A 20,731-nucleotide genomic window follows, 5' to 3' on the forward strand; every position below is an offset into this window, starting at 1 on the left:
TCCCGACAAGCTTCCGCGATTCCCCGACAAGCATTTGCCAGTTGCCAATAACCTATCGGCTTTTCTGGACTCCCAAAATTTAGGTTATCCGTGACTGCTAAAGGTTCGGCTCCCACACAACTAAGATTACGAGCCGCTTCTGCGACGACTGCCTTGGCTCCTTCATAGGGGTCAAGATAGACGTAACGAGCATTGCAATCGACAGTGGCAGCAACCCCTTTGTTCTCTCCCTGGTTAATCGAGTAATTTGGCGAAGGTTCTAGCGGACGTACCCGCACCACGGCTGCATCTGCGCCACCTGGAACAATCACAGTATTGTTTTGCACCTGATGGTCGTACTGACGATAAACCCAACGCTTAGAGGCAATTGTGGGAGTATCTAACAAAGTCAAAAGAATGTCATTCCAGGTGAGAGAACGACCTTGAATTTCAATGCCAGCACTGGTACAAGTCGGAAGGCGATCGCTTGTCCACTCCCAAGCTACACGCGCATACTCTGGCGCTTCAGTCAACAATTCTCGGTGATAAATGGGCGTATTATCTGCCAAAGCCGTTGCTGGAATTTCTGCCGCCACGCCGCCTTGGAACAAAATCCGCACAATCGGCTGCTCAATCACAGTGCCTGCAACGACAGCTTGTAGACCCCAGCGATGGAAAATATCAATTAACTCCTGTTCGCGCCCCTTGTAAGCAACAAACAGCATCCGTTCCTGAGATTCAGAGAGTAAATATTCATAAGGCACCATCCCCGTTTCCCGCACGGGAATTTTGTCTAGATCCAGTTCAATCCCGACGCCACCTTTCGCTGCCATTTCTGACGTAGAGCAGGTAATGCCTGCTGCGCCCATATCCTGCGCGGCAGCAACAGCACCCGTTTTAAACGCTTCTAGACAAGCTTCAATTAAAGATTTTTCTAAGAAAGGGTCGCCCACTTGTACCGCTGGACGGTCATCCATCGACTCATCACTGAGTTCTGCACTCGCAAAACTCGCCCCGCCCATGCCATCTCGCCCAGTCGTAGAACCCACATACAGCACTGGATTTCCAATCCCTACGGCTCCAGATGTGACAATTTCCGGAGTTTCCATCAATCCCAAGGCCATGACATTCACAAGTGGATTGCCAGAATAAGCTGGATCAAAATAAACTTCACCGCCCACCGTAGGGACTCCCACACAATTGCCATAATGGGAGATTCCCGACACCACACCATTGAACAGTCGCCGCGTCTTGGCATCTTCGAGAGAACCAAAGCGGAGGGAGTTTAGCAAGGCGATGGGACGCGCACCCATTGTAAAGATATCCCGGAGAATCCCGCCGACTCCCGTTGCAGCCCCTTGAAACGGTTCAACTGCTGACGGGTGATTGTGAGATTCGATTTTAAATGCGAGTTGCAGTCCGTCGCCCAAGTCTACAACACCAGCATTTTCTCCTGGGCCGACGAGAATGCGATCGCCCTCAGTCGGAAACTGCTTGAGTAATGGTCGCGAGTTCTTGTAGCAGCAATGCTCCGACCACATGACGCCAAACATCCCTAGCTCAGCTTTATTCGGATGACGCCCTAGCCGTTGGACAATGTCTTCGTATTCTTCTGGTTTTATACCTTCTGCGGCAATTTCTTCGGGGGTAAACGGAGCGGATGAGATTGTAGACATGGAACCCTTGCACGAACGGCACAGGGTTATTGTATCGATATTTCCCCGCTACTTATGCGGTAAATGTGCTTGTAACTTTAACGGATATAAAATTGTGTCAATTTTAAGGAGTTTTAAAGCGCATCTAAAAAAATAGAGTAGGCATTGCCTACCCTATATTTGACTACCGTTATTAACGCTAACTGTTAATCATCCCCGGCAAAAATATAACGGTACAGTTCGCTAGGATCGGGTTCTGGGCTTTCCTCGGCAAACTGCACCGCATCGTCGATGACGGCTTGGATTTTCCGGTCAATTTCCTTGAGTTCTTCTTGGTCTACCAGATTGTGTTCTACAAGATGAGCAGCCAACTTTTTGATTGGATCGCGGGCGAACCAATATTCCTTCTCATTTTTAGAACGAAGTTCGTCAGGGTCAGCGAGAGAGTGACCTCGGAAGCGATAGGTTAGGGCTTCAATCAAGGTTGGCCCTTCACCCGCACGGGCACGCGCGATCGCTTCCTGGGCGACTGCACGAACTGCTAACACGTCCATCCCATCAACCTCAACACCTGCCATACCAAAGGCATGGGCTTTCTTGAAAATTTCTGGTACAGAAGTTGCCCGTTCGTGCGCCATACCAATTGCCCACTTGTTGTTTTCCACAACATACAAAATTGGCAGTTTCCACAGCGCCGCCATATTCAAGCATTCAAAAAATTGACCGTTATTCGCTGCACCGTCGCCAAAAAAGCAGGCGGTTACTTGATCGGAACCGGCATCTCCCAAGGCTTCGCGGCGGTACTTACTGGCAAAAGCCGCACCCGTAGCAACAGGAATCCCTTCAGCCACAAAAGCATAACCTCCCAGCAGTTTATGCTCCGAGGAAAACATATGCATCGAGCCGCCGCGCCCTTTACTACAGCCGGTTGCCTTACCAAACAACTCAGCCATTACCTCTTTTGCAGGCACCCCAGCACTCAGAGCATGAACGTGGTCGCGGTAGGTGCTGGAAACATAATCCTCATCTTGGCGCATTGCCTTGATGACGCCAGTTGACACAGCCTCTTGACCGTTATATAGGTGGACAAAACCAAACATTTTGCCCCGGTAGTACATCTCGGCGCACTTATCTTCAAAAAACCGCCCCAAGACCATGTCCTCGTAAAGGATCAATCCTTCTTCTTTGGTGATTTGGGTTTGATCGGCGTGAAAGACGGGTAAAATGCGTTCCTGAACCATTGATTTAAGGGATAAACTTGACGTGATTGGTTGAACGGCGGTTTTTATCTACCAAGATAAGCTTCTACTATAGAAGCTAGGGGGTATAATTATCGCACCTATTCTATCGTTTATGTTCGCTCGTACAGATACAGATTAATTTAGTTGCCTGGGGCTGAGGAAGTAGACTGTGAGAATTCCGCTCGATTACTACCGGATTCTGGGCCTGCCGATTCAGGCTACGGCTGAGCAGTTGCAGCAAGCGTATCGCGATCGCGCTCTGCAACTTCCTCGACGAGAGTATTCAGAAATCACGATCGCCGCCCGAAAACAACTGCTAGACGAAGCTTACGCGATTCTGTGCGATCCAGAACAGCGTTCCGCTTACGACGCTACATTTCTGACAAAAACATACGACCTGGATTCAGAATCAGGAACAGCAACTCGTCAGGAAGGAAATGGTACAGCAGACACCGACCTTGACCCTTATACGCCCAGCATCGAAATTCAAGATGAGCAATTCGTTGGGGCATTGCTGATCTTACAGGAGCTAGGAGAATACGAACTGGTGCTGAAGCTGGGACGCCCCTTCCTCAGCCGTGCTAGCACCAGTATCGAAAAGGGTCGTTTGGGCAACCCTCAGCTAGTGCAACCAGATATTGTGTTGACGCTGGCATTGGCGTGTCTGGAACTAGGTCGAGAGCAATGGCAGCAAGGTCAATATGAAAACGCCGCCACCTCCCTAGAGACGGGTCAAGAATTACTATTGAGAGAAGGTATCTTTGCCAGCCTGCGGGGTGAAATTCAGGCGGATCTTTACAAGCTTCGCCCGTACCGAATTTTGGAATTACTCGCGAGTAGTGAAGACAAAGTAACCGAACGCCGTAAAGGATTGCAGCATTTGCAAGAAATGTTGCAAGAACGCGGCGGCATCGATGGCACCGGAGACGATCAATCGGGACTGAACATTGATGACTTTCTCCGCTTCATTCAGCAGCTGCGGAGCTACTTGACCTCCGCCGAACAGCAGAATCTCTTTGAAGCAGAAGCGCGTCGTCCCTCGGCAGTGGCTACCTATTTAGCGGTTTATGCTTTACTAGGTCGGGGGTTTGCCCAACGACAGCCGGGTCTAATTAGACAAGCTAAGCAGATGCTGATGCGCTTAGGCAAGCGTCAGGATGTGCATTTGGAACAGGCGGTGTGTGCCCTTCTTCTCGGTCAGACGGAAGAAGCCAGTCGCGCCTTAGAACTCAGCCAGGAGTACGAACCCCTCGCCTTCATTCGAGAACATTCTCAGGGCGCGCCAGACTTGTTACCTGGGTTGTGTTTGTACGGGGAGCGTTGGTTGCAAGCAGAAGTGTTTCCCCACTTCCGAGATTTGGCATCGGTGCGAGCTTCGTTGAAGGATTACTTTGCCGATGACCAGGTTCAGGCTTACTTAGAAGAATTGCCAGTAGAGGAAGATACAACCAATGAGTGGGCGGTATTGCCGACTCAGCAAGTATCTTATGCTGCGACTCCCGTCTCGCGAGGGACAAGTGACTCCCCAGGATTTCGCAGACCGGAGAGTGTGGTATCTCGCTCCAGTGGGCGGAACGGCAGTGGAGAGAATGGGGGCAGGATGAGCGATGCGGCATCTAGCAACGCGCCCTTGCGTCCCAATGCTGAAGAAAGTTCCTCGCGCGATCGCCTTCAACAATTGGTGGAACAGCAATCTGGTGCGGCTCATCGAACGGCGACCATGACCGCTACAATCGATCGCCCGCAAACAGGGGGAGGATCGAATTTACCGGCGGCAGAACGAGTTTCTCGGTCTCCAGAACCAGAAGGCAACGATCCGGGCCTGCCTGGGGATTCTGCCTCGAAGCGTCAGCGCCGCCGAGGGAATTCACCGGAACAAAATGAACAACCACGGGCAACAATCGCGAGTCGGTTGCGGAGACCAGATTCTGTGTCCAAGGCATCCCCCACGGGAGGAGATGTATCAGCTCGTCGTTCAGGCGGTCGTCTTCAACGTTCTACAGCTTCCTTGCGCTCGGCAAAAACCGGACGGCTTCTTTTACTGGGACTTGCCGGGATTCTCAGTTTGGGAGTCTTGCTAATGCTAGCGACCGCTGCTTTCAGTTGGATCCAGAGAAGTTTCTCAGGCCCGCTCTTAGAAGGAGAGCAACCAATGGTACAGCTAGCTGCTCCTCCAGTACCCATTCCCGAACCGGGCAGCAAACTACTGAGTCCATCTGGCCCTCTAACCCAGGAGACGGCTCGACAATTGGTTCAGATTTGGCTTGCTAGTAAAGCCGATGCCTTGGGTGAAGAGCATACCGTCGAAAAATTACAGCAAATCCTTGCCGATCCCGCTTTATCTCGTTGGCAAAAACGTTCTCAAAGCACAAAGAACAGTAACTCGTACTGGAAGTACAGGCACAAGGTCGAGGTAAAATCTGTTGAAATGAGCGATCGCAATCCCGATCGCGCCAAAGTGGATGCACAGGTGAATGAAGCCGCAGATTTCTATAAAGCAGGTAAGCTCAATCAAGCTTCTTCCTATGATGAAAGCCTGCGCGTGCGTTATGACCTGGTACGCAAAGATGGTCAGTGGCTGATCCAGGACATGAAGGTTCTGAGGTAGTCATTGGGGATTAGTCATGAGTCGGCTCGTCATTAGGCGACCGATTGTTAACGCTTGACCGTGGCTGATAACCAGTGGCTAATAACGAATGACCGAAACCTTATTTCATGCCTATACCCCCATCATCTTGTGGACGGTACTCGGTTTCATACTCTTTAGGTTTATCCCCAGTTCCTTACCCCGGTTCCTGGGGCGAGGTCTTTATTGGGTTGGGGTGCCGCTACAAATTCTGACGCTGGCTCGTCAGGCAAACTTATCAGAAAATGCTGGAGTAGTGCCGCTAATTGCCATAGGAGCTTTGGCGGTCGGTTTTACTTTTGCATGGCTAAGTTTGCAGGTCTGGAAACGCTTCAGCCGTGAAAATGGCGACAGTAAAAAGTCTTCTTTTCTGCCTTTTTTAGACCGCCCTCGCTACGGAAGTTTCATCCTGTCTGCCATGCTGGGCAATACAGGTTTTGTGGGGTTAGCGATCGCTCCTTCTTTGATTAGCACTCAAGCTGTGGGTCTAGCCGTCTTCTACAGCGTCACGAATAACATCATTGGTACCTATGGAATTGGTGTCTTTATCGCCAGCTACTTTGGGCGACCCGCAAAGCGAAATCATTGGTGGATTCAACTTCGAGATATCTTGACCGTTCCTGCCTTGTGGACATTTAGTTTCGGATACCTCACTCGCTCGGTTGAACTGCCGACTCTACTAGAATCAGGACTGCAAGCTTCTGTAGGGTTTGTCATTGCTAGCTCCTTTGTGCTAATGGGGATACGGCTCGCTCAGCTACAAGGATGGAAGAGTTTTCGGGTTGCCTTACTCCCTGCCCTGGTGAAAGTTGTGGTGATGCCAGGACTGGTGGGTATTGCAGCCACCCTAATTGGTTTATCGGGCGATGCCCGCTTGGCAATGGTTCTCATGGCAGGTGTGCCCACTGCCTTTGCGAGTTTGATCCTGGCGGAGGAGTACGATCTCGACCCAGATTTAGCCGCCAGCAGTATTGTCCTAAGTATCGGACTGCTACTGTTGATGATTCCGGTTTGGCTGCTTGTATATGGTTAATCCGAAAACGCCAATACAGGAGTTCTCGTTTCTGCCTCATTAATCTAGCTTTCTTGCCGATTACCAAAAGTTGAGCCTCTGAAGAAAACGTTCCCAAGGCAGGGGAGCTTAAGAATGAGACCAATCTCTCTTTGCCTCTAATGATTGGGGAAGGATTGGGGCAAGGACAGATTTCAACGATTGCCCCAAAAACGATTGCCCCAAAAAAGTGACTGGGTTTCGCTTCTTTTGTCATAATTCTCTGACATTGTAGATTTGCATGGGAATGCTTCCCACAAATTGACAAGTTACGGCGATCCCAATCCGTTCGCAAATGTCAAAATATCATGACAATTCGATCCCCAAGTCCCTTATAACTTCGTAGATATACCTATAATCGGCTGAAACACCCCTTGACCTAACCCGGTATTTTTCTGCAACATGAAATTAACAAAGCGATCCCGCGATCCCAAAGAAATGCTGTAATCAGCAAATTTCTAAAATCCTGGGCGCTCAGTTAGATTCTCAATCCAGCCAAGAAAGCCAGTCAGTCTTCTTGGCGTCACAAAAGCAGCCCCTATTCAAGACTGACACCGGCTCATTCAAGACCGCAGCTAACCATTGAGATGTTACGGATTTCAGAAAGGGGATAACATGGCACAACTTTCCGAAGTTGAAGAGATGCGAAATAGCATTTTGTGCTGCTTTGCTAGTCCGTCTCTAGAGAAGTAACCTAACTGCCGCCCAAACTACCGGAGACTATTTGTTATGGCAAAAGAACGCCCACCATTGGAAGAGATGACATTAAGGCAACTCCGTAAAGTTGCTAGCGAATGCAGCATCTCTCGATACAGCAGAATGCGTAAAGAGCAACTGCTAACAGCAATTAAAGAAGTTCAACGCACCAAGATTTCTCTCGGTTCAACTCGTATAGTGGAGGCGCAAGAAGAAGTGGAAGCAGCAAAATTTGAACTGGGTCAGGAAGATCGCACAGGTGGAACCCTTGCATCCGTAGATGAAGGTCTAGGGGATCTTCCGGGTGGCTACGGTGAAAGCCGGGTTGTCCTGATGCCTCGCGACCCCCAATGGGCATACACCTACTGGGATATCCCCAACGATCATAAAGAAGATTTACGCCGTCAGGGAGGACAACAACTCGCGCTGCGACTCTATGATGTCACCGACGTGAATCTGGAATATCAAAGCCCTCACAGCATTCAGGAATATCCTTGCGATGAGCTAGCGCGGGAATGGTATTTGCCGATGCCCGTGAGCGATCGCGACTATGCTGTAGACATCGGCTACCGTTGTGCTGATGGTCGCTGGCTCGTCTTAGCTCGTTCCGCTCCCGTCCGCGTTCCTCCCGTTTATCCTTCAGATTGGATTGAAGACCAATTCATCACCGTTGCTTGGGAAGAAGACCTACGCGGCAAGACTTTCCTCGAACTGGTTCCCCCTGCCAAGAAAATGGCAATGGCTGGCTACGGTAGTGTAGCCACAGGTGGGAATCCTATTTACGACGAAATCTTCGGCATGGCTCAGACCGTCGAAGCTCAACGGGTAGCCGGTTCGTTGTTTGGCTCCATGCAGCAAGTACCTGGTTCGATGCAGTCAGTGTCCCTTGCCGAACAAGCTCTGAGTTCCTACGTCTTCCCCTCTGGCGTTGGGATGTGGGCAGTTCCTACCGTATCTGGTCTTACCATGTCTGGTGTGGGAATGTCCGGCGCTGGCTTCTCAGGTTCCGGCATCCCGATGCGTCCTCGCCAGTTCTGGTTGGTTGCCGATGCTGAACTCATTGTTTACGGTGCTACCGAGCCAGATGCTACAGTCACAATTGGCGGTCGTCCCATCAAGCTGAATCCAGATGGCACCTTCCGCTTCCAGATGTCCTTCCAAGATGGTCTGATTGACTACCCAATTATGGCAGTGGCGGCTGATGGCGAGCAAACTCGCTCGATTCACATGAAGTTTAACCGCGAAACGCCATCGCGCAATACCAACACCAAAGAAGATGCTGTTGAGGAATGGCTCTCTTGAAAAGATGAAGGATGAGGAATAAATTCCTCCTTCTGTCCTCAATCTTCTGTCTTTTGAAGTTTCCCCCGGCTAAGGCTGGGGGTTTATTATTTGGAAATTATGAAACCTGAAGACATTACCAAAACCCTTACAGAACTATTTGATGCCGCAGCGATTGAAGCAACTGCCCCCGGCTTGTGGCAAGTAGAAACGACTCAGATGCGTCTGTTGGTGCTGCTTTCCGATGACAGTTCTTGGCTGCGAGTTCTCTTACCGATTGCACCCGCTCAAGAAGCGCAACCGTTTGTAGAACAGCTGCTGGAAGCCAACTTTGATGACACTCAGGAGACTCGTTACGCCCTGAATCAGGGAGTGCTATGGGGTGTATTTCAGCACAATCTTGAGACTTTAAATGTAGAGGATTTTTCAGGAGCGATCGCGCGACTCATTTCTCTGCATCAGACAGGTTTATCTGACTGCTTTAATCAGCTCGTTGAAAGTCGAATTAGTCAAATTATCCTGGCTGCCAAGCAGCAAGGACAATCCCTCGAAGCCACACTCCAAACCCTCGATCGATTCTACGAAGAAGGTCTCATGGGCGATTTGGATCTGCCTCCAGAGGCTCGTGAAGAAGTGCTGGCAGCATGGCGGCGTCAGTTAGAACGCCTCTGGACTGAAATCGAACCGTAGCTTCTTGTCACCCTCTAAGTCTTATGGACATCATTCAAATCCTCAAAGACGACTACCAAAGATTTCCAGAAAACCAAACCTACAGCATCTATGCAGAAGACGTTTTTTTCAAAGATCCGCTGAACAAATTTAATGGTCTTGAGCGTTACAAACTCATGATTGGCTTTATCAAAACCTGGTTTATGAACGTCAAGATGGATTTACATGACATTCGCAAATCCGGAGATACAATCCAACTTGAGTGGACTTTGAGCTGGAATACCCCTCTGCCGTGGAAACCTCGTATCACCATCCCAGGCTGGAGTGAGTTGAAACTCAACACTGATGGAATGATTGCTTCCCATATCGACTACTGGAAATGTTCGCGTTTTGATGTGTTGAAACAACATTTGTTACCCTTAAAACAGGGAAAAAATAATAAGTAACGTAAACAATTCTCAGATAGGAAAAAAGCATTCATGCGCGTAATTTTGATGACCGGCAAGGGTGGCGTTGGCAAAACTTCTGTAGCCGCCGCTACTGGCTTGCGTTGTGCCGAACTCGGTTACAAAACCCTTGTTTTAAGTACCGATCCCGCTCACTCTCTCGCCGACAGTTTTGACTTGGAACTGGGGCACGATCCGCGACAGGTTCGTCCAAACTTGTGGGGGGCTGAATTAGATGCTCTGATGGAATTAGAAGGCAACTGGGGCGCAGTTAAGCGTTATATTACCCAAGTTTTGCAGGCAAGAGGCTTGGAAGGCGTACAAGCGGAAGAATTAGCAATTCTTCCCGGTATGGATGAAATTTTTGGTTTGGTACGCATGAAGCGCCACTACGATGAAGGCGAGTTTGACGTTTTAATTATTGACTCAGCTCCTACTGGTACGGCTCTAAGATTGCTCAGTCTACCGGAAGTCGGCGGCTGGTATATGAGACGTTTTTACAAGCCGTTACAGGGGATATCAGTAGCGCTCAGACCTCTAGTTGAACCGATTTTTAGACCAATTGCCGGTTTTTCCTTGCCCGATAAAGAGGTAATGGACGCTCCCTTTGAATTCTACGAGCAGATTGAAGCTTTAGAAAAAGTATTGAGTGACAATACTCAGACTTCGGTCCGTCTCGTCACCAATCCCGAAAAAATGGTGATTAAAGAGTCTCTCCGCGCCCATGCTTATTTGAGTTTATACAATGTTGCTACGGATTTAGTGGTGGCAAATCGGATTATCCCCGATCAAGTGACCGACCCTTTCTTTCAACGTTGGAAAGAAAGCCAGCAGCAATATCGGCAGGAAATTCACGAAAACTTCCATCCCTTACCAGTCAAGGAAGTTCCGCTTTACTCAGAAGAAATGTGTGGGTTAGAGGCTTTAGAACGGTTAAAGGAAACGCTCTATAAAGATGAAGATCCCACTCAGGTGTATTACAAGGAAACCACTCTGAGGGTTGTGCAAGACCAAAATAACTACAGCTTAGAACTTTACTTGCCCGGTATTGCCAAAGATAATATCCAACTAAGTAAAACCGGCGATGAATTAAACATTACGATAGGCAATCACCGCCGCAATTTGGTGTTACCGCAAGCCTTGGCAGCCCTGCAACCGGCTGGAGCAAAGATGGAGGATGATTATCTTAAAATCCGGTTTAGCACTCCGGTTCAGGTGTAGCCAGTTAATTTGGGTAGATATTAAGGCAGAATCTAGATGCGTAGGGGCGTGTTTATACCATGCCCCTACGGATGGAATTAGCAACTCACAAATCCACGCCCCTACGGATGGAATTGGCGGTTAACCAATCCATGTCTTTAAGTGCGGATTAGCGCAAACCCAGCCAGGTAAAAAAATCCTGATGGGTGAAAAATTCCAGCACCAATAAAGCAACAAACCCTACCATTGCGAATCGTCCGTTGATTTGCTCGGAGTAGAGCGTCCAGCCGAAAGCAGGCTCTGGTTGGTTGTAATTTTCTGCGGGTGTTTCTATGGGTGATTGTTCTGGGGAAGTTGTTTCAGGATTCATTGTTTTTACTTCAATCGTGATTCAATATGATTAAGACTCAAGGCTTTGGACAGATTCAATGAGCGATCGCACTACCTCAGCCCCAGCAGACGGCTCAAACCCCAAAGGAAACTTACCGCGAGCCAGCATTCTTAATCCGAGTGGCCCCAGGCTAATCATCCCCTTGATGTCTCTAAAAGAATTTCCCACGACTTGTAAACCAAACCGACGTTCATCAATCCAACCACCTTCCTTCACTAGATCAATTAATACTTTCCGGTGACGGATCGAACGACTGGCTTGATCGTCCTTGCGGTCGAGAATTTGCTGTTTAATTTTGCCGATTTGATCCATTGGTGCCACATCCATCGGACAAACCGTATTACACATAAAACAGCGGGTACAACCCCAGACGCCTTTGGTGCCTTCGTTGTAATTTTCCAAACGGGATTCTATTTCGGCGTCACGAGAATCCGCTACCATTCGATAAGCCTTTGCAAGGGCGTGAGGTCCTACAAAATCCGAATTGACCTCACGGGCGTTGCATTCAGAATAGCAGGCACCACACAATATACAATTGCCTGTTTGATTAAGGCGATCGCGTTCTTCGGGTGTCTGTAAAAACTCTCGTTCCGGTATAGGATTTGCCCCCGTACTCACATAGGGTTCAACTACTTCAAGATGATCCCAAAAACTACGCATATCCACTACCAAATCTTTAATGACCGGCATATTGCCCATTGGTGCAATAGTAATTTCTGGGATGGCATCTAAAGGTTTTTGCGGGGCATCTGAAAGGGTAGCACTCGCTGCTATCTGTTGCAGCCTTTGCACTTCACTGCCAATATTTTCCTTACACGCCAAAGCGGAACGACCGTTGATTCGCATTCCACAACTGCCGCAAATTGTGTTGCGACAATTCTTGCGAAAAGCTAAACTTCCATCCTGCTCCCACTTAATAAGATTTAGGCAGTCCAGAATTGTGTTACCAGGATCGACATCCAACGTGTAAGTCTGTACTACAGGAGAGGAATTTTGCTCCTGCCGGATGACCTTAAAAAAGACTTGCATGCTTCAAAGCTCTTCATTGCTCCTAACTTCTAGTCTAAAGCTGAATTTAGGATCTGTAGACAAATACAAGCTTTGTTTGGCATGACTAGACTAAGGGGTGTAGCTAATTTTTAGATGCCGAAGGCTTGTAAGGATAAAACAGACAGCTCTCCTGTCTTCCCCTCCAAAAGATAGATTTTCAGAAGTAAATACTTTACACTTTATACTTTAAACTTTACAAAATCTCTAGTCTCTAGTCTCTAGTCTGTCCTTTAACCATCTGCTATCTGGTAGTAAGAACCTCAACTTTTACCCAATTACGCAATTTTGCTGCAATCTAAGAATTTGGAGGATGCTCTTGTAAATATCCTTGTGAAAGTTGAGTGATTTAACGATATATTTTTTTAGTCAGCCAAATATTGGCATTAGACACTCTTTACTATACTGTAGATTGAAGTGTATTTTGCATATAGCGATGAGTGAAACCGCAACAGCTCCATTGACAGGGAAAGCACTGCTTCAAAAAGTAAAAGAGCTTTCACACTTACCACGGCGAGAAACAGCAAAACGCTGTGGCTATTACACCGTAACAAAGAACAACCAGACTCGCGTCAACTTAACAGACTTTTATGACGCAGTTTTAGGCGCGAAAGGTGTTCCCCTCGATCCAGAAGGAACAAAAGATGGTCGGGGTCGCGAACCAACCTATCGTGTAAGCGTACACAAAAATGGTCAAATTGTTATTGGTGCAACTTACACTGAGGCAATGGGATTAAAGCCTGGTGATGAGTTTGAAATTAAGCTGGGTTACAAGCATATTCACCTAATTCAGGTGGATGGTGGCAGTAAGACTGGAGACGATACCAGTGATGAAAGCGAAAGTGAGGAGGCGACTGCATGATAAGCGGTAATGCTTTCTGATATGGCGTTGCTTCTAACAAATTTATCGGGAAATTTGTTAGAAGCAACTGCCTCTCCTTTCAAGGGAGCATCCTAGGGAAAGCAAATACATCTTTTGTGGACTAGACATAAAAGCTGCGGGGGTTCATGCTTACCCCCAGCGGTAAATAAGGCAGTTTTTTCCCAAACTTGAGGTGTTACGCTTGAGCCAATGAAAGCTGTCTTTAACAATGCCTATTTTTGATCGAGCCGATTGGTGGCTGGTATCACTTCCACAAACTCCTGCTGTGTTGAAGGCGATCGCTTTCTTCATTGTCTGGTTAGTTCTTTGGTTGCCAGTTGCGATTCCTTTGGCAGCAGTGCTGAAATGGCGACCCTTTCACCCCTTGGCTGTAGAGCAAAAGCTTCCTTTATTAGCTTCGCTCTATTTAATTGCCCCTGCGATCGTCTGGGGTGCCGCTTGGGTGGAGGGGGCTTTTTTTTCGGATTATGGGTTGGACTGGAAAGCTTCAATATTCATTTCACTAGGACAAGGCTTCGCTTTAGGGGTGCTAAGTCTGCTAGTGGTATTTGGCATCCAAAAAGCGTTGGGCTGGGTCGAGTGGCGATCTCAAGAGAATCCTCTCTATGAAGATACACAGAACCCACCGCAAAATCTGTGGTCGGTAGTCGGATCTGTCTTACTACCAACATTGTTATTAGGATTATTGATTAGTGGAATTGAAGAGTTAATTTTTCGGGGATTTCTGCTTACGGAACTCCAGCAAGATTATTCAACTTGGGTAGCGGCGGCAGTTTCTAGTTTAATTTTTGCGCTGCTTCATTTGGTTTGGGAACAGCAGGAAACATTGCCTCAGCTACCGGGATTATGGCTGATGGGGATGGTATTAGTGCTGGCTCGTGTCTGTGATGATGGGAATCTAGGCTTGGCGTGGGGACTTCACGCCGGATGGATTTGGGCGATCGCAAGTTTGGATACGACGAGAGTGATTCGATACACCGGCATTGTTCCGGCTTGGGTAACTGGTTTGGGAGAAAAGCCTCTGGCGGGTGCGGCGGGAATTTTTTGTCTGCTGGGAACTGGGATTTTAATCTGGCAAATTTATCTTTAAAATGAGCATCTTTAAAATCAGCGATTTGCTGCCAGAATCGTGACGGGATTCAGCGGGGAAAACCGAGTCAGCGATCCCACGGGCACAGAACGCGATAGCTGTACTTGCAACAAGTGATAATCCCATTGCTGACGCGATAACCAACTCAAAGCCTCATTCAGGTGTTCCAGCGTGGCGAGTGCCAGTACCAAGCGCCCTGAAGCCGTTAAATGCGAATTGCAGGTATCGAGAATTTCAGTTAAATTGCCGCCGCTACCGCCAATAAAGATGCGGTTAGGTGCAGGGAGGCTGTACAAAGCTTCTGGGGCGCTGCCATGAATAGAAATCACATTTTCTACTTGGAAGCGATCGCAGTTCTGCTGAATTAACATCGTGCCAGCAGCCGTTTTCTCAATCGCATAGACGCGAGAAGTGGGGAATAAACGGGCAATTTCAATCGAAACTGAGCCAGTACCTGCCCCAATATCCCAAATAATTTGTCCCGGCTGTAGCGCCAGTTCTCCCAGTACAAGAACCCGCACTTCCCGCTTCGTCATCAAGCCAGGGCGATCGCTAAAACTCAAGAAACTCCCATCCGGGACTCCCAGCATCGGCAGGGCATCCAGATTCGGTAGGAATGCGTCCCCACTCTTACTCCCTGAATCAGAGGGACGTAGCAAGACAACAACATTCAAAGAAGCAAAATCTTGCTCTTGTAGAGCCGTAATTAACTGTCTTCCGACACAGGGAAAAGACCGAACTCGCTCATCGGCACCGCCTAAATTTTCACAAACCCAGAACTCATAAGTGCTAGGTAAATCTAAAGCGAGTAACAGACGAGCGATCGCTTCCGGCGTATTTTGGGTATCGGTTAATACAGCAATCTTCTCAATGCCCTGTTGCAGCGCTTGGGTTAACTCATCCAGCGATCGCCCGTGGGCGCTGATGACACGCGCATCCTGCCAGGGAACCTTAATCCGGTTAAAAGCCAGCTGAACCGAACTCAGATGCGGATGAAACGTTAATTCTGCTGAGGGTAGTTGTGCCACCAACAGCCGTCCTAGTCCAAAAAAGAGGGGATCGCCACTCACCAATACGACAATGCCGCCAGAACCCGCAGACAGGCGATCGCGAATTTCCACAACTACCTTTGTCAAGTCACCCAGAATCAAACGTTGGGCTGAGGAATTGGGAAAGTAAGAGAGATGGCGATCGCTCCCAATTAACAGCGTCGCTTGCTCTACAATCTCCCGCACACCATGACTCAGCCCATCTGCACCATCCAAGCCAATTCCAACAACGTGTACCAGTGTCATGAATAGCGGCTGAATGCACCCGATGGCGGAAAGTCGCTGCGATACCGACTCAACGCAAATCGGTTTTTCGTGACCCTAAATAGGCAGCGAATCCCTAACATTCCTCTGCCTCCCAAGCCAACAGAAGTAAAGCATTCACAATCGCAGCGGTAATCGGTGAACCGCCCTTGCGCCCCTCAATCCGAATTTGGGGTACGGGCGTCTTTTCTAGTACCGCTTTAGACTCTACGACGGAGATAAATCCAACGGGTGCGCCAATCACTAAAGCCGGTTGAATGGGTGCCGAGGGTAACTCTGCACACAAAGCCAGCAGAGCAGTGGGAGCATTACCAATCGCATAAATTGCCTCTGGAAATTCTTGCCAACATTTTAGTAAGCCGGTTTCCGTGCGCGTCTTGCCAGGGAGAGCAACGCTTGCTTGTTCCACAGCGGCAACCAGGGGATTGTTAAAGGTTTGCGCCACCATTCCCGCCACTCCCTGTTTGACCATGCCAACGTCTGTAACAATCGGCACACGACGCCGCAAGGCAGCGATCGCGCTTTCGATCGCCCCCTCACTAAATCGAATTAATTGGGCAAATTCAAAATCAGCGGTGCTGTGGATGGCTCGACGTACAATTGCGTACTCGGAGGGGCTAAAGCGGTGTTCGCCAATTTCTCGATCGATGAGAGCAAAACTTTGCTGGAGGATGGGATGAATGGGTAAGCTCATAAATCAGGAGTCAGCTAATAGCGATTTGTAAGCCGCTATTAGCCGATTGTTTTTAAAAAGTTAAAACGGGCCAATCAGGTTCCCGATAATACCGGGTCATATCGTCAAATTTTCGCAATTGCGCTTGGTGTGTCCAAATTTCTGGAGAATTTTCCAACCATTGGTTGTTAATTTGAGAAAGTTTTTCACACAAGCGAGCGCGGTTCAAATCTGGTGAAATATCGCCAAAATAGCCCAGCGTCACATGGGCAGTAAAACGATATTGCTGTTCAATCCCCAACTCTATCAAACTCCGACTTTGATAGATAAACCGGCGAAACTTCAACATTCGCTCGTAAGTGCCTTCGTCCTTGGGGACTAAACAAACCGCGACTGCACGGGGCATTACCATCAACCCCAGCAACTGCCAAAGCATCGGATTGCCGCCAGTGAGAGATGGCTGGGACTGCTCGAAAATTTGAGCAATGCGATCGCGCAGTTGTTCTTCAAACTCCGGATTCTCACTCGTGGTGTGCCGATAAGCACTGTCCCAAATCAAATCTGCTAAGGTCACATGAAAACTCTCAGCAGGGACTGGCACAATAAAACCAGGATCTAGCTGCTGTAGGAGTTGCTCTTGGCACGCTTTCAAGCTTTCGTAAAACGTCGCATTCTCGGATTCTTCTCCCGCAGGTGGCGTGATCGCCGAATAGCCAGGGAAAGGCACGGCTTGTCTTGTCCCTGACGGGGAGGGCTTAAACTTCGGAGACTCCTGTATATGCTGTACTTGGGACTCGTAGGTTGCAGGTAGTGTTAGCCGTGCTACCCGATTTAAATAAGTGTGATAAGTCTCGTCCAATCTTAATAGCCTCGTACTTTTCAGAGATGCTTTAATGCCAATTTACCTCTACTGGGGTGAGGATGATTTTGCCCTGGAAAAAGCTGTTGACTCCCTGCGCGATCGCATTCTCGACCCCCAATGGGCTAACTTTAACTATGACAAAATTTCTCAAGCGCTACCCGATGCGGTCATCACTGCTTTAAACCAAGCAATGACACCACCCTTTGGCAGCGCCTACCGTTTGGTATGGTTGGTTGATACTACTATATGCCTGCACTGTTCGGAATATCTGCTGGCTGAACTGGAGCGTACGATACCGGCGATTCCTGAGTCTTCAGTATTTTTGCTGACGACTCGCTCTAAACCCGATGGGCGTCTCCGATCTACGAAGCTGCTGCAAAACCATGCTGATATTCGAGAATTTTCGCTCATCCCGCCCTGGAAAACTGAAGAACTGCTAAAAAAGGTGCGTCAGGTTGCCCAGCAAGTCGGTGTAAAACTAACCCCCGCAGCTGCCGAACTGTTAGCCCAATCTGTGGGAAATGATACCAGACAACTTTGGAACGAACTGGAAAAGTTGCAGGTTTACGCCGGTATCCCGAAGCCTCTTCCCACCGCTTCTGACCAAGCAGGCGTATCCCAAGACGCGATCGCCCTTGAAGTCGTTGCTGCCCTAGTAACCTCTAACACCCAAAACAGCTTGCAGCTCGCATCGGCGATCGCCAAGGGGAATACCGCCCACGCCTGTTCGCTGGTTGCCGACTTAATTGGTCATAACGAACCCGCTTTGCGGATTGTCGCCACCCTCATCGGTCAATTTCGTACCTGGTTGTGGGTGAAACTGATGGTAGAGAGCGGTGAGCGAGATGAACGGGCGATCGCAACTGCGGCAGAAATCGGCAACCCCAAACGAATTTACTTTCTGCGCCAAGAAGTCAAAGACTTCTCTGTGCGTCACCTCACCTTAACCTTACCCTTACTCCTGGAATTGGAAGTCGCCCTCAAGCGAGGAGCTGACCCCATTTCAACGTTACAAATGAAAGTTATCGAACTGTGTCAATTGTATCAATGAAGGCATAAACACGTAGGAAGACTTCTTTCCTCCCTACCTCTACACCTAGAGGTAGGGAGGAAAGCGCTACCTATACCACCCAATCGTTACAGCTTTGGTAACACCCCGCTTTTTATGCGAAAGTGTGGTAAAATCCTCACACTCATAATATCCGTAGTTAGTTGTAGATTACTACTCGATCCTTACTCCGTAGGGAGAAGGCTTCTGTTTTCTGAGGTACCAACACGAGATGTAAATCTACGAATGCCCATCTCTAGCTGGAACTTCTCACCCTTAAAACAGTTCAGAAAAAGTAATCCGTGTGTGTTTTGATTTTCTATTTTTTGGTCGCACTAGATCATGATGACTTTATACAGTTCACGTCGCTCTCTGAATCGAGTCTTATCTCAATGCCTGAGTGTTGGTACTCTCGCTGCTCTAAGTCTGTTGTTAGGTTTTGCACCCGGTCTATCCGAGCGCTCTCATAGCATTGACTTTAGTTCTCAGGCATACGCTCAATCACCCTTCAGCTCTAAGGACTTAAGCAACTTCGCCAGGGCTGTTTTGGCGATGGAACCGGGTCGCCAAGCTGCCTATAACGAGATCAAAAGAATCGTGGGCAGTCCTCCAAATATTGCTTGCAGCCAGCCGAATAGCCTGCGATCGCTTCCAGGAAATGCACAGGCCATTGCCATCAATTACTGCAAACAGTCTCAAAAGATTGTTGAGAGCAACGGTTTGTCCATTGGATTATTTAATCAAATTACGGTGGAGGCGCAAAAAAATTCGGAGGTAGCAGCACAGATAAAAAATGAAATGATCCGTCTGCAAGCTCAGTAAAAAATAAACTTTTGCTGACCCTGCTTGACTCGGATATTGATGTCATCTGTGCTGATGTTAGTAGCATCACCATAACTTGCTGACTAAAGATTCCAGTGATGCTAACGATAACGCAACGCTTTCCCGCCAATTTGGATGCATCGGTCAACTTTACTCTTTTTCTGACTGCCGAGGAGCGCACGCGCAGCCGCTATCGCTTTGAAACTGCTGAGGGGCAAGCTTTGTATCTGCGCTTACCCAGAGGAACCGTGTTGCGCGATCGCGATCTCCTTCAATCTGAAATCGGTGATATCGTCGTGAGAATCGTGGCTAAACCGGAACCCGTTCTCACTGCGACTGCCCAGAAACCCCTCGATTTGGTGCGGGCGGCTTATCATCTAGGCAATCGCCATGTACCGATAGAAATCGCTGCCACTCATTTGCGGTTGTCTCCCGACCCAGTTTTAAAGTCAATGCTGGAACATCTGGGGATGGAGGTACGAGAGGAAATCTCGCCTTTTTATCCAGAAATGGGTGCCTATGGACACCATCATCACGCTTAGTTAATCGGGTAATCGGTAATGGGGGAGTTTTAAGTTTTGAGTTTTGATTTGTAGAAACGCGATAATCGCGTCTGAGTTTTAACGAGAACCGATACAAAACTCTAGGCTTCATCCTAAAACTCTTCCCCACTCCCTACGTACCAACAATGACTAACGAGCAATTACCGATTCCCCATTCTCCAGTTAACCTGCTGTGTCTTATGCAACTGGTGAGTCCCGCGTTGCCGGTAGGTGCTTATAGCTATTCCGAAGGGCTGGAAACCCTCGTCGATGCTGGTGTAATTGAGAACCTGCAACATCTGGGACACTGGCTCAAACAGGAACTGGGTTATGGGGCAATTCGGTTGGAAGCAGCGGTGATGATTCGGGGATATCGGGGGGCAATTGCCGGGGATTTAGAGGCTTTAAATTACTGGAATGTCTGGTTATCTGCTGCTAAGGAAACACAGGAGTTGCAAGCGCAAAGTTGGCAGATGGGGCGATCGCTCATGCGATTGCTTTTGGAATTACAGCCGCAGGTTCGGTCAATGGCGGATGCGATCGGGAATCCTTGTAATTATGCGATCGCTTTCGGCATTGCCACCGCCCATTGGCAAATCGACGCTGCATCTGCCCTCTTGGGCTACTTACACAGCTGGGCAACCAATTTGATCGCAGCCGGGGTCAAATTAATTCCCCTCGGACAAACGGCTGGGCAACAGCTACTCCTAGAACTACAACCCATCTTGATTCAGGCTGCCAAGGAAATTTTAGCGTTAGAAGATGACGCCCTGAGTAGTTGCGGCTGGGGATTAGCATTGGCGAGTATCGCTCACGAAACACAGTACACGCGCTTATTTCGGAGTTAAAAGAAATCGGCACAAAAACTAGTAAAAGCTGGGAATAGCTTATCGTTAATTGCCTTGCTACGATGAGCAATTAGCCATTCGCTTTCAGAAAATTTTATGAATGCTTTTCGGGTTGGAGTAGCTGGCCCAGTGGGTTCGGGAAAAACTGCCTTGGTTGAAGCCTTATGTAAGGCGATGCGGCAAAAATATCAAATTGCTGTAGTCACGAATGATATTTATACCCAGGAAGATGCCCAGTTTCTCGTGCGAAGTCATGCCTTGGAAAGCGATCGCATCCTGGGTGTCGAAACTGGCGGCTGTCCCCATACTGCCATCCGCGAAGACGCTTCCATGAACATCGCCGCCATTGAACAAATGGAACAGCGATT

At 48.6% G+C, this 20,731-nt stretch carries 20 protein-coding genes; 13 read left to right on the plus strand and 7 right to left on the minus strand.

From position 1 onward, the window contains the following. Window positions 1-1,655 (minus strand): phosphoribosylformylglycinamidine synthase subunit PurL (gene purL, locus H6F50_RS04795; protein WP_190426883.1); only part of this gene is annotated, 1,655 nt, incomplete at its 3' end. 185 nt (window positions 1,656-1,840) lie between these two features. Next, window positions 1,841-2,875 (minus strand): pyruvate dehydrogenase (acetyl-transferring) E1 component subunit alpha, encoded by a 1,035-nt coding sequence (gene pdhA, locus H6F50_RS04800; RefSeq protein WP_190426886.1) that lies wholly within the window; start codon window positions 2,873-2,875, stop codon window positions 1,841-1,843. 169 nt (window positions 2,876-3,044) lie between these two features. On the opposite strand from pdhA, the gene H6F50_RS04805 reads away from it, so the two are divergent. From H6F50_RS04805 to H6F50_RS04830, 6 genes are all read left to right on the plus strand, one after another. After that, a complete protein-coding gene (locus tag H6F50_RS04805; RefSeq protein WP_190426888.1) occupies window positions 3,045-5,483 on the plus strand; it encodes an IMS domain-containing protein in 2,439 nt (812 codons plus the stop codon). An 88-nt stretch (window positions 5,484-5,571) separates the two neighbouring features. After that, the gene (locus tag H6F50_RS04810; protein ID WP_190426889.1) at window positions 5,572-6,534 is read left to right on the plus strand and encodes an AEC family transporter; all 963 of its coding nucleotides are present in this window, start codon (window positions 5,572-5,574) and stop codon (window positions 6,532-6,534) included. Window positions 6,535-7,281: 747 nt separating this feature from the next. Continuing rightward, a complete protein-coding gene (locus tag H6F50_RS04815) occupies window positions 7,282-8,550 on the plus strand; it encodes a DUF4912 domain-containing protein (protein ID WP_190426891.1) in 1,269 nt (422 codons plus the stop codon). Between the two features lie 99 nt (window positions 8,551-8,649). Beyond that, window positions 8,650-9,219, plus strand: coding sequence for a hypothetical protein (locus H6F50_RS04820; RefSeq protein ID WP_190410199.1), 570 nt, complete (start codon window positions 8,650-8,652; stop codon window positions 9,217-9,219). 23 nt (window positions 9,220-9,242) lie between these two features. Beyond that, a complete protein-coding gene (locus H6F50_RS04825; protein ID WP_190426893.1) occupies window positions 9,243-9,644 on the plus strand; it encodes a DUF2358 domain-containing protein in 402 nt (133 codons plus the stop codon). 33 nt (window positions 9,645-9,677) lie between these two features. Beyond that, entirely contained in the window at window positions 9,678-10,865 is a 1,188-nt protein-coding gene (locus H6F50_RS04830; protein WP_190426895.1) for a TRC40/GET3/ArsA family transport-energizing ATPase, read from the plus strand. Between the two features lie 148 nt (window positions 10,866-11,013). On the opposite strand, the gene H6F50_RS04835 is transcribed toward H6F50_RS04830, so the two are convergent. Next, window positions 11,014-11,214: a chlorophyll a/b-binding protein gene (locus H6F50_RS04835; RefSeq protein ID WP_190426897.1), complete on the minus strand. Its 201-nt coding sequence runs from the start codon at window positions 11,212-11,214 to the stop codon at window positions 11,014-11,016. 30 nt (window positions 11,215-11,244) lie between these two features. Further along, a complete protein-coding gene (locus tag H6F50_RS04840) occupies window positions 11,245-12,264 on the minus strand; it encodes a succinate dehydrogenase/fumarate reductase iron-sulfur subunit (RefSeq protein ID WP_190426900.1) in 1,020 nt (339 codons plus the stop codon). Between the two features lie 454 nt (window positions 12,265-12,718). Here H6F50_RS04840 and H6F50_RS04845 point away from each other — a divergent pair, with 454 nt between their 5' ends. Next, complete coding sequence (locus H6F50_RS04845; RefSeq protein WP_190410204.1) at window positions 12,719-13,144, plus strand: AbrB family transcriptional regulator; 426 nt, start codon at window positions 12,719-12,721, stop codon at window positions 13,142-13,144. Between the two features lie 229 nt (window positions 13,145-13,373). Continuing rightward, window positions 13,374-14,255, plus strand: a complete 882-nt coding sequence (locus tag H6F50_RS04850; RefSeq protein ID WP_190426903.1) for a type II CAAX endopeptidase family protein — start codon at window positions 13,374-13,376, stop codon at window positions 14,253-14,255. Between the two features lie 17 nt (window positions 14,256-14,272). Here the strand turns inward: H6F50_RS04850 and cbiE are convergent, their stop codons facing one another. From cbiE to H6F50_RS04865, 3 genes are all read right to left on the minus strand, one after another. Further along, a complete protein-coding gene (gene cbiE / locus H6F50_RS04855) occupies window positions 14,273-15,550 on the minus strand; it encodes a precorrin-6y C5,15-methyltransferase (decarboxylating) subunit CbiE (RefSeq protein WP_190426906.1) in 1,278 nt (425 codons plus the stop codon). A gap of 94 nt (window positions 15,551-15,644) precedes the next feature. Beyond that, on the minus strand, window positions 15,645-16,262 hold the full coding sequence (locus tag H6F50_RS04860) for a cobalt-precorrin-8X methylmutase (RefSeq protein WP_190426908.1): 618 nt from the start codon (window positions 16,260-16,262) through the stop codon (window positions 15,645-15,647). 52 nt (window positions 16,263-16,314) lie between these two features. Further along, entirely contained in the window at window positions 16,315-17,100 is a 786-nt protein-coding gene (locus H6F50_RS04865) for a DUF1868 domain-containing protein (RefSeq protein ID WP_190410208.1), read from the minus strand. A gap of 34 nt (window positions 17,101-17,134) precedes the next feature. Here H6F50_RS04865 and holA point away from each other — a divergent pair, with 34 nt between their 5' ends. From holA to H6F50_RS04890, 5 genes are all read left to right on the plus strand, one after another. Next, complete coding sequence (gene holA, locus H6F50_RS04870; protein WP_190426911.1) at window positions 17,135-18,154, plus strand: DNA polymerase III subunit delta; 1,020 nt, start codon at window positions 17,135-17,137, stop codon at window positions 18,152-18,154. Window positions 18,155-18,493: 339 nt separating this feature from the next. Then, window positions 18,494-18,973: a DUF4168 domain-containing protein gene (locus H6F50_RS04875; RefSeq protein ID WP_190426914.1), complete on the plus strand. Its 480-nt coding sequence runs from the start codon at window positions 18,494-18,496 to the stop codon at window positions 18,971-18,973. Window positions 18,974-19,071: 98 nt separating this feature from the next. Beyond that, window positions 19,072-19,515 carry an urease accessory protein UreE gene (gene ureE / locus H6F50_RS04880; RefSeq protein ID WP_190426916.1) on the plus strand — a complete coding sequence of 148 codons (444 nt, stop codon included), beginning with the start codon at window positions 19,072-19,074 and terminating at the stop codon, window positions 19,513-19,515. A 146-nt stretch (window positions 19,516-19,661) separates the two neighbouring features. Continuing rightward, window positions 19,662-20,363 carry an urease accessory protein UreF gene (locus H6F50_RS04885; RefSeq protein WP_190426920.1) on the plus strand — a complete coding sequence of 234 codons (702 nt, stop codon included), beginning with the start codon at window positions 19,662-19,664 and terminating at the stop codon, window positions 20,361-20,363. Window positions 20,364-20,459: 96 nt separating this feature from the next. Beyond that, window positions 20,460-20,731, plus strand: a 272-nt coding sequence (locus H6F50_RS04890; protein ID WP_277879318.1) for a GTP-binding protein, incomplete at its 3' end; no start/stop codon positions are given.

The organism is Coleofasciculus sp. FACHB-712 (assembly GCF_014695635.1).
In the GTDB taxonomy this organism is placed as follows: domain Bacteria; phylum Cyanobacteriota; class Cyanobacteriia; order Cyanobacteriales; family FACHB-T130; genus FACHB-T130.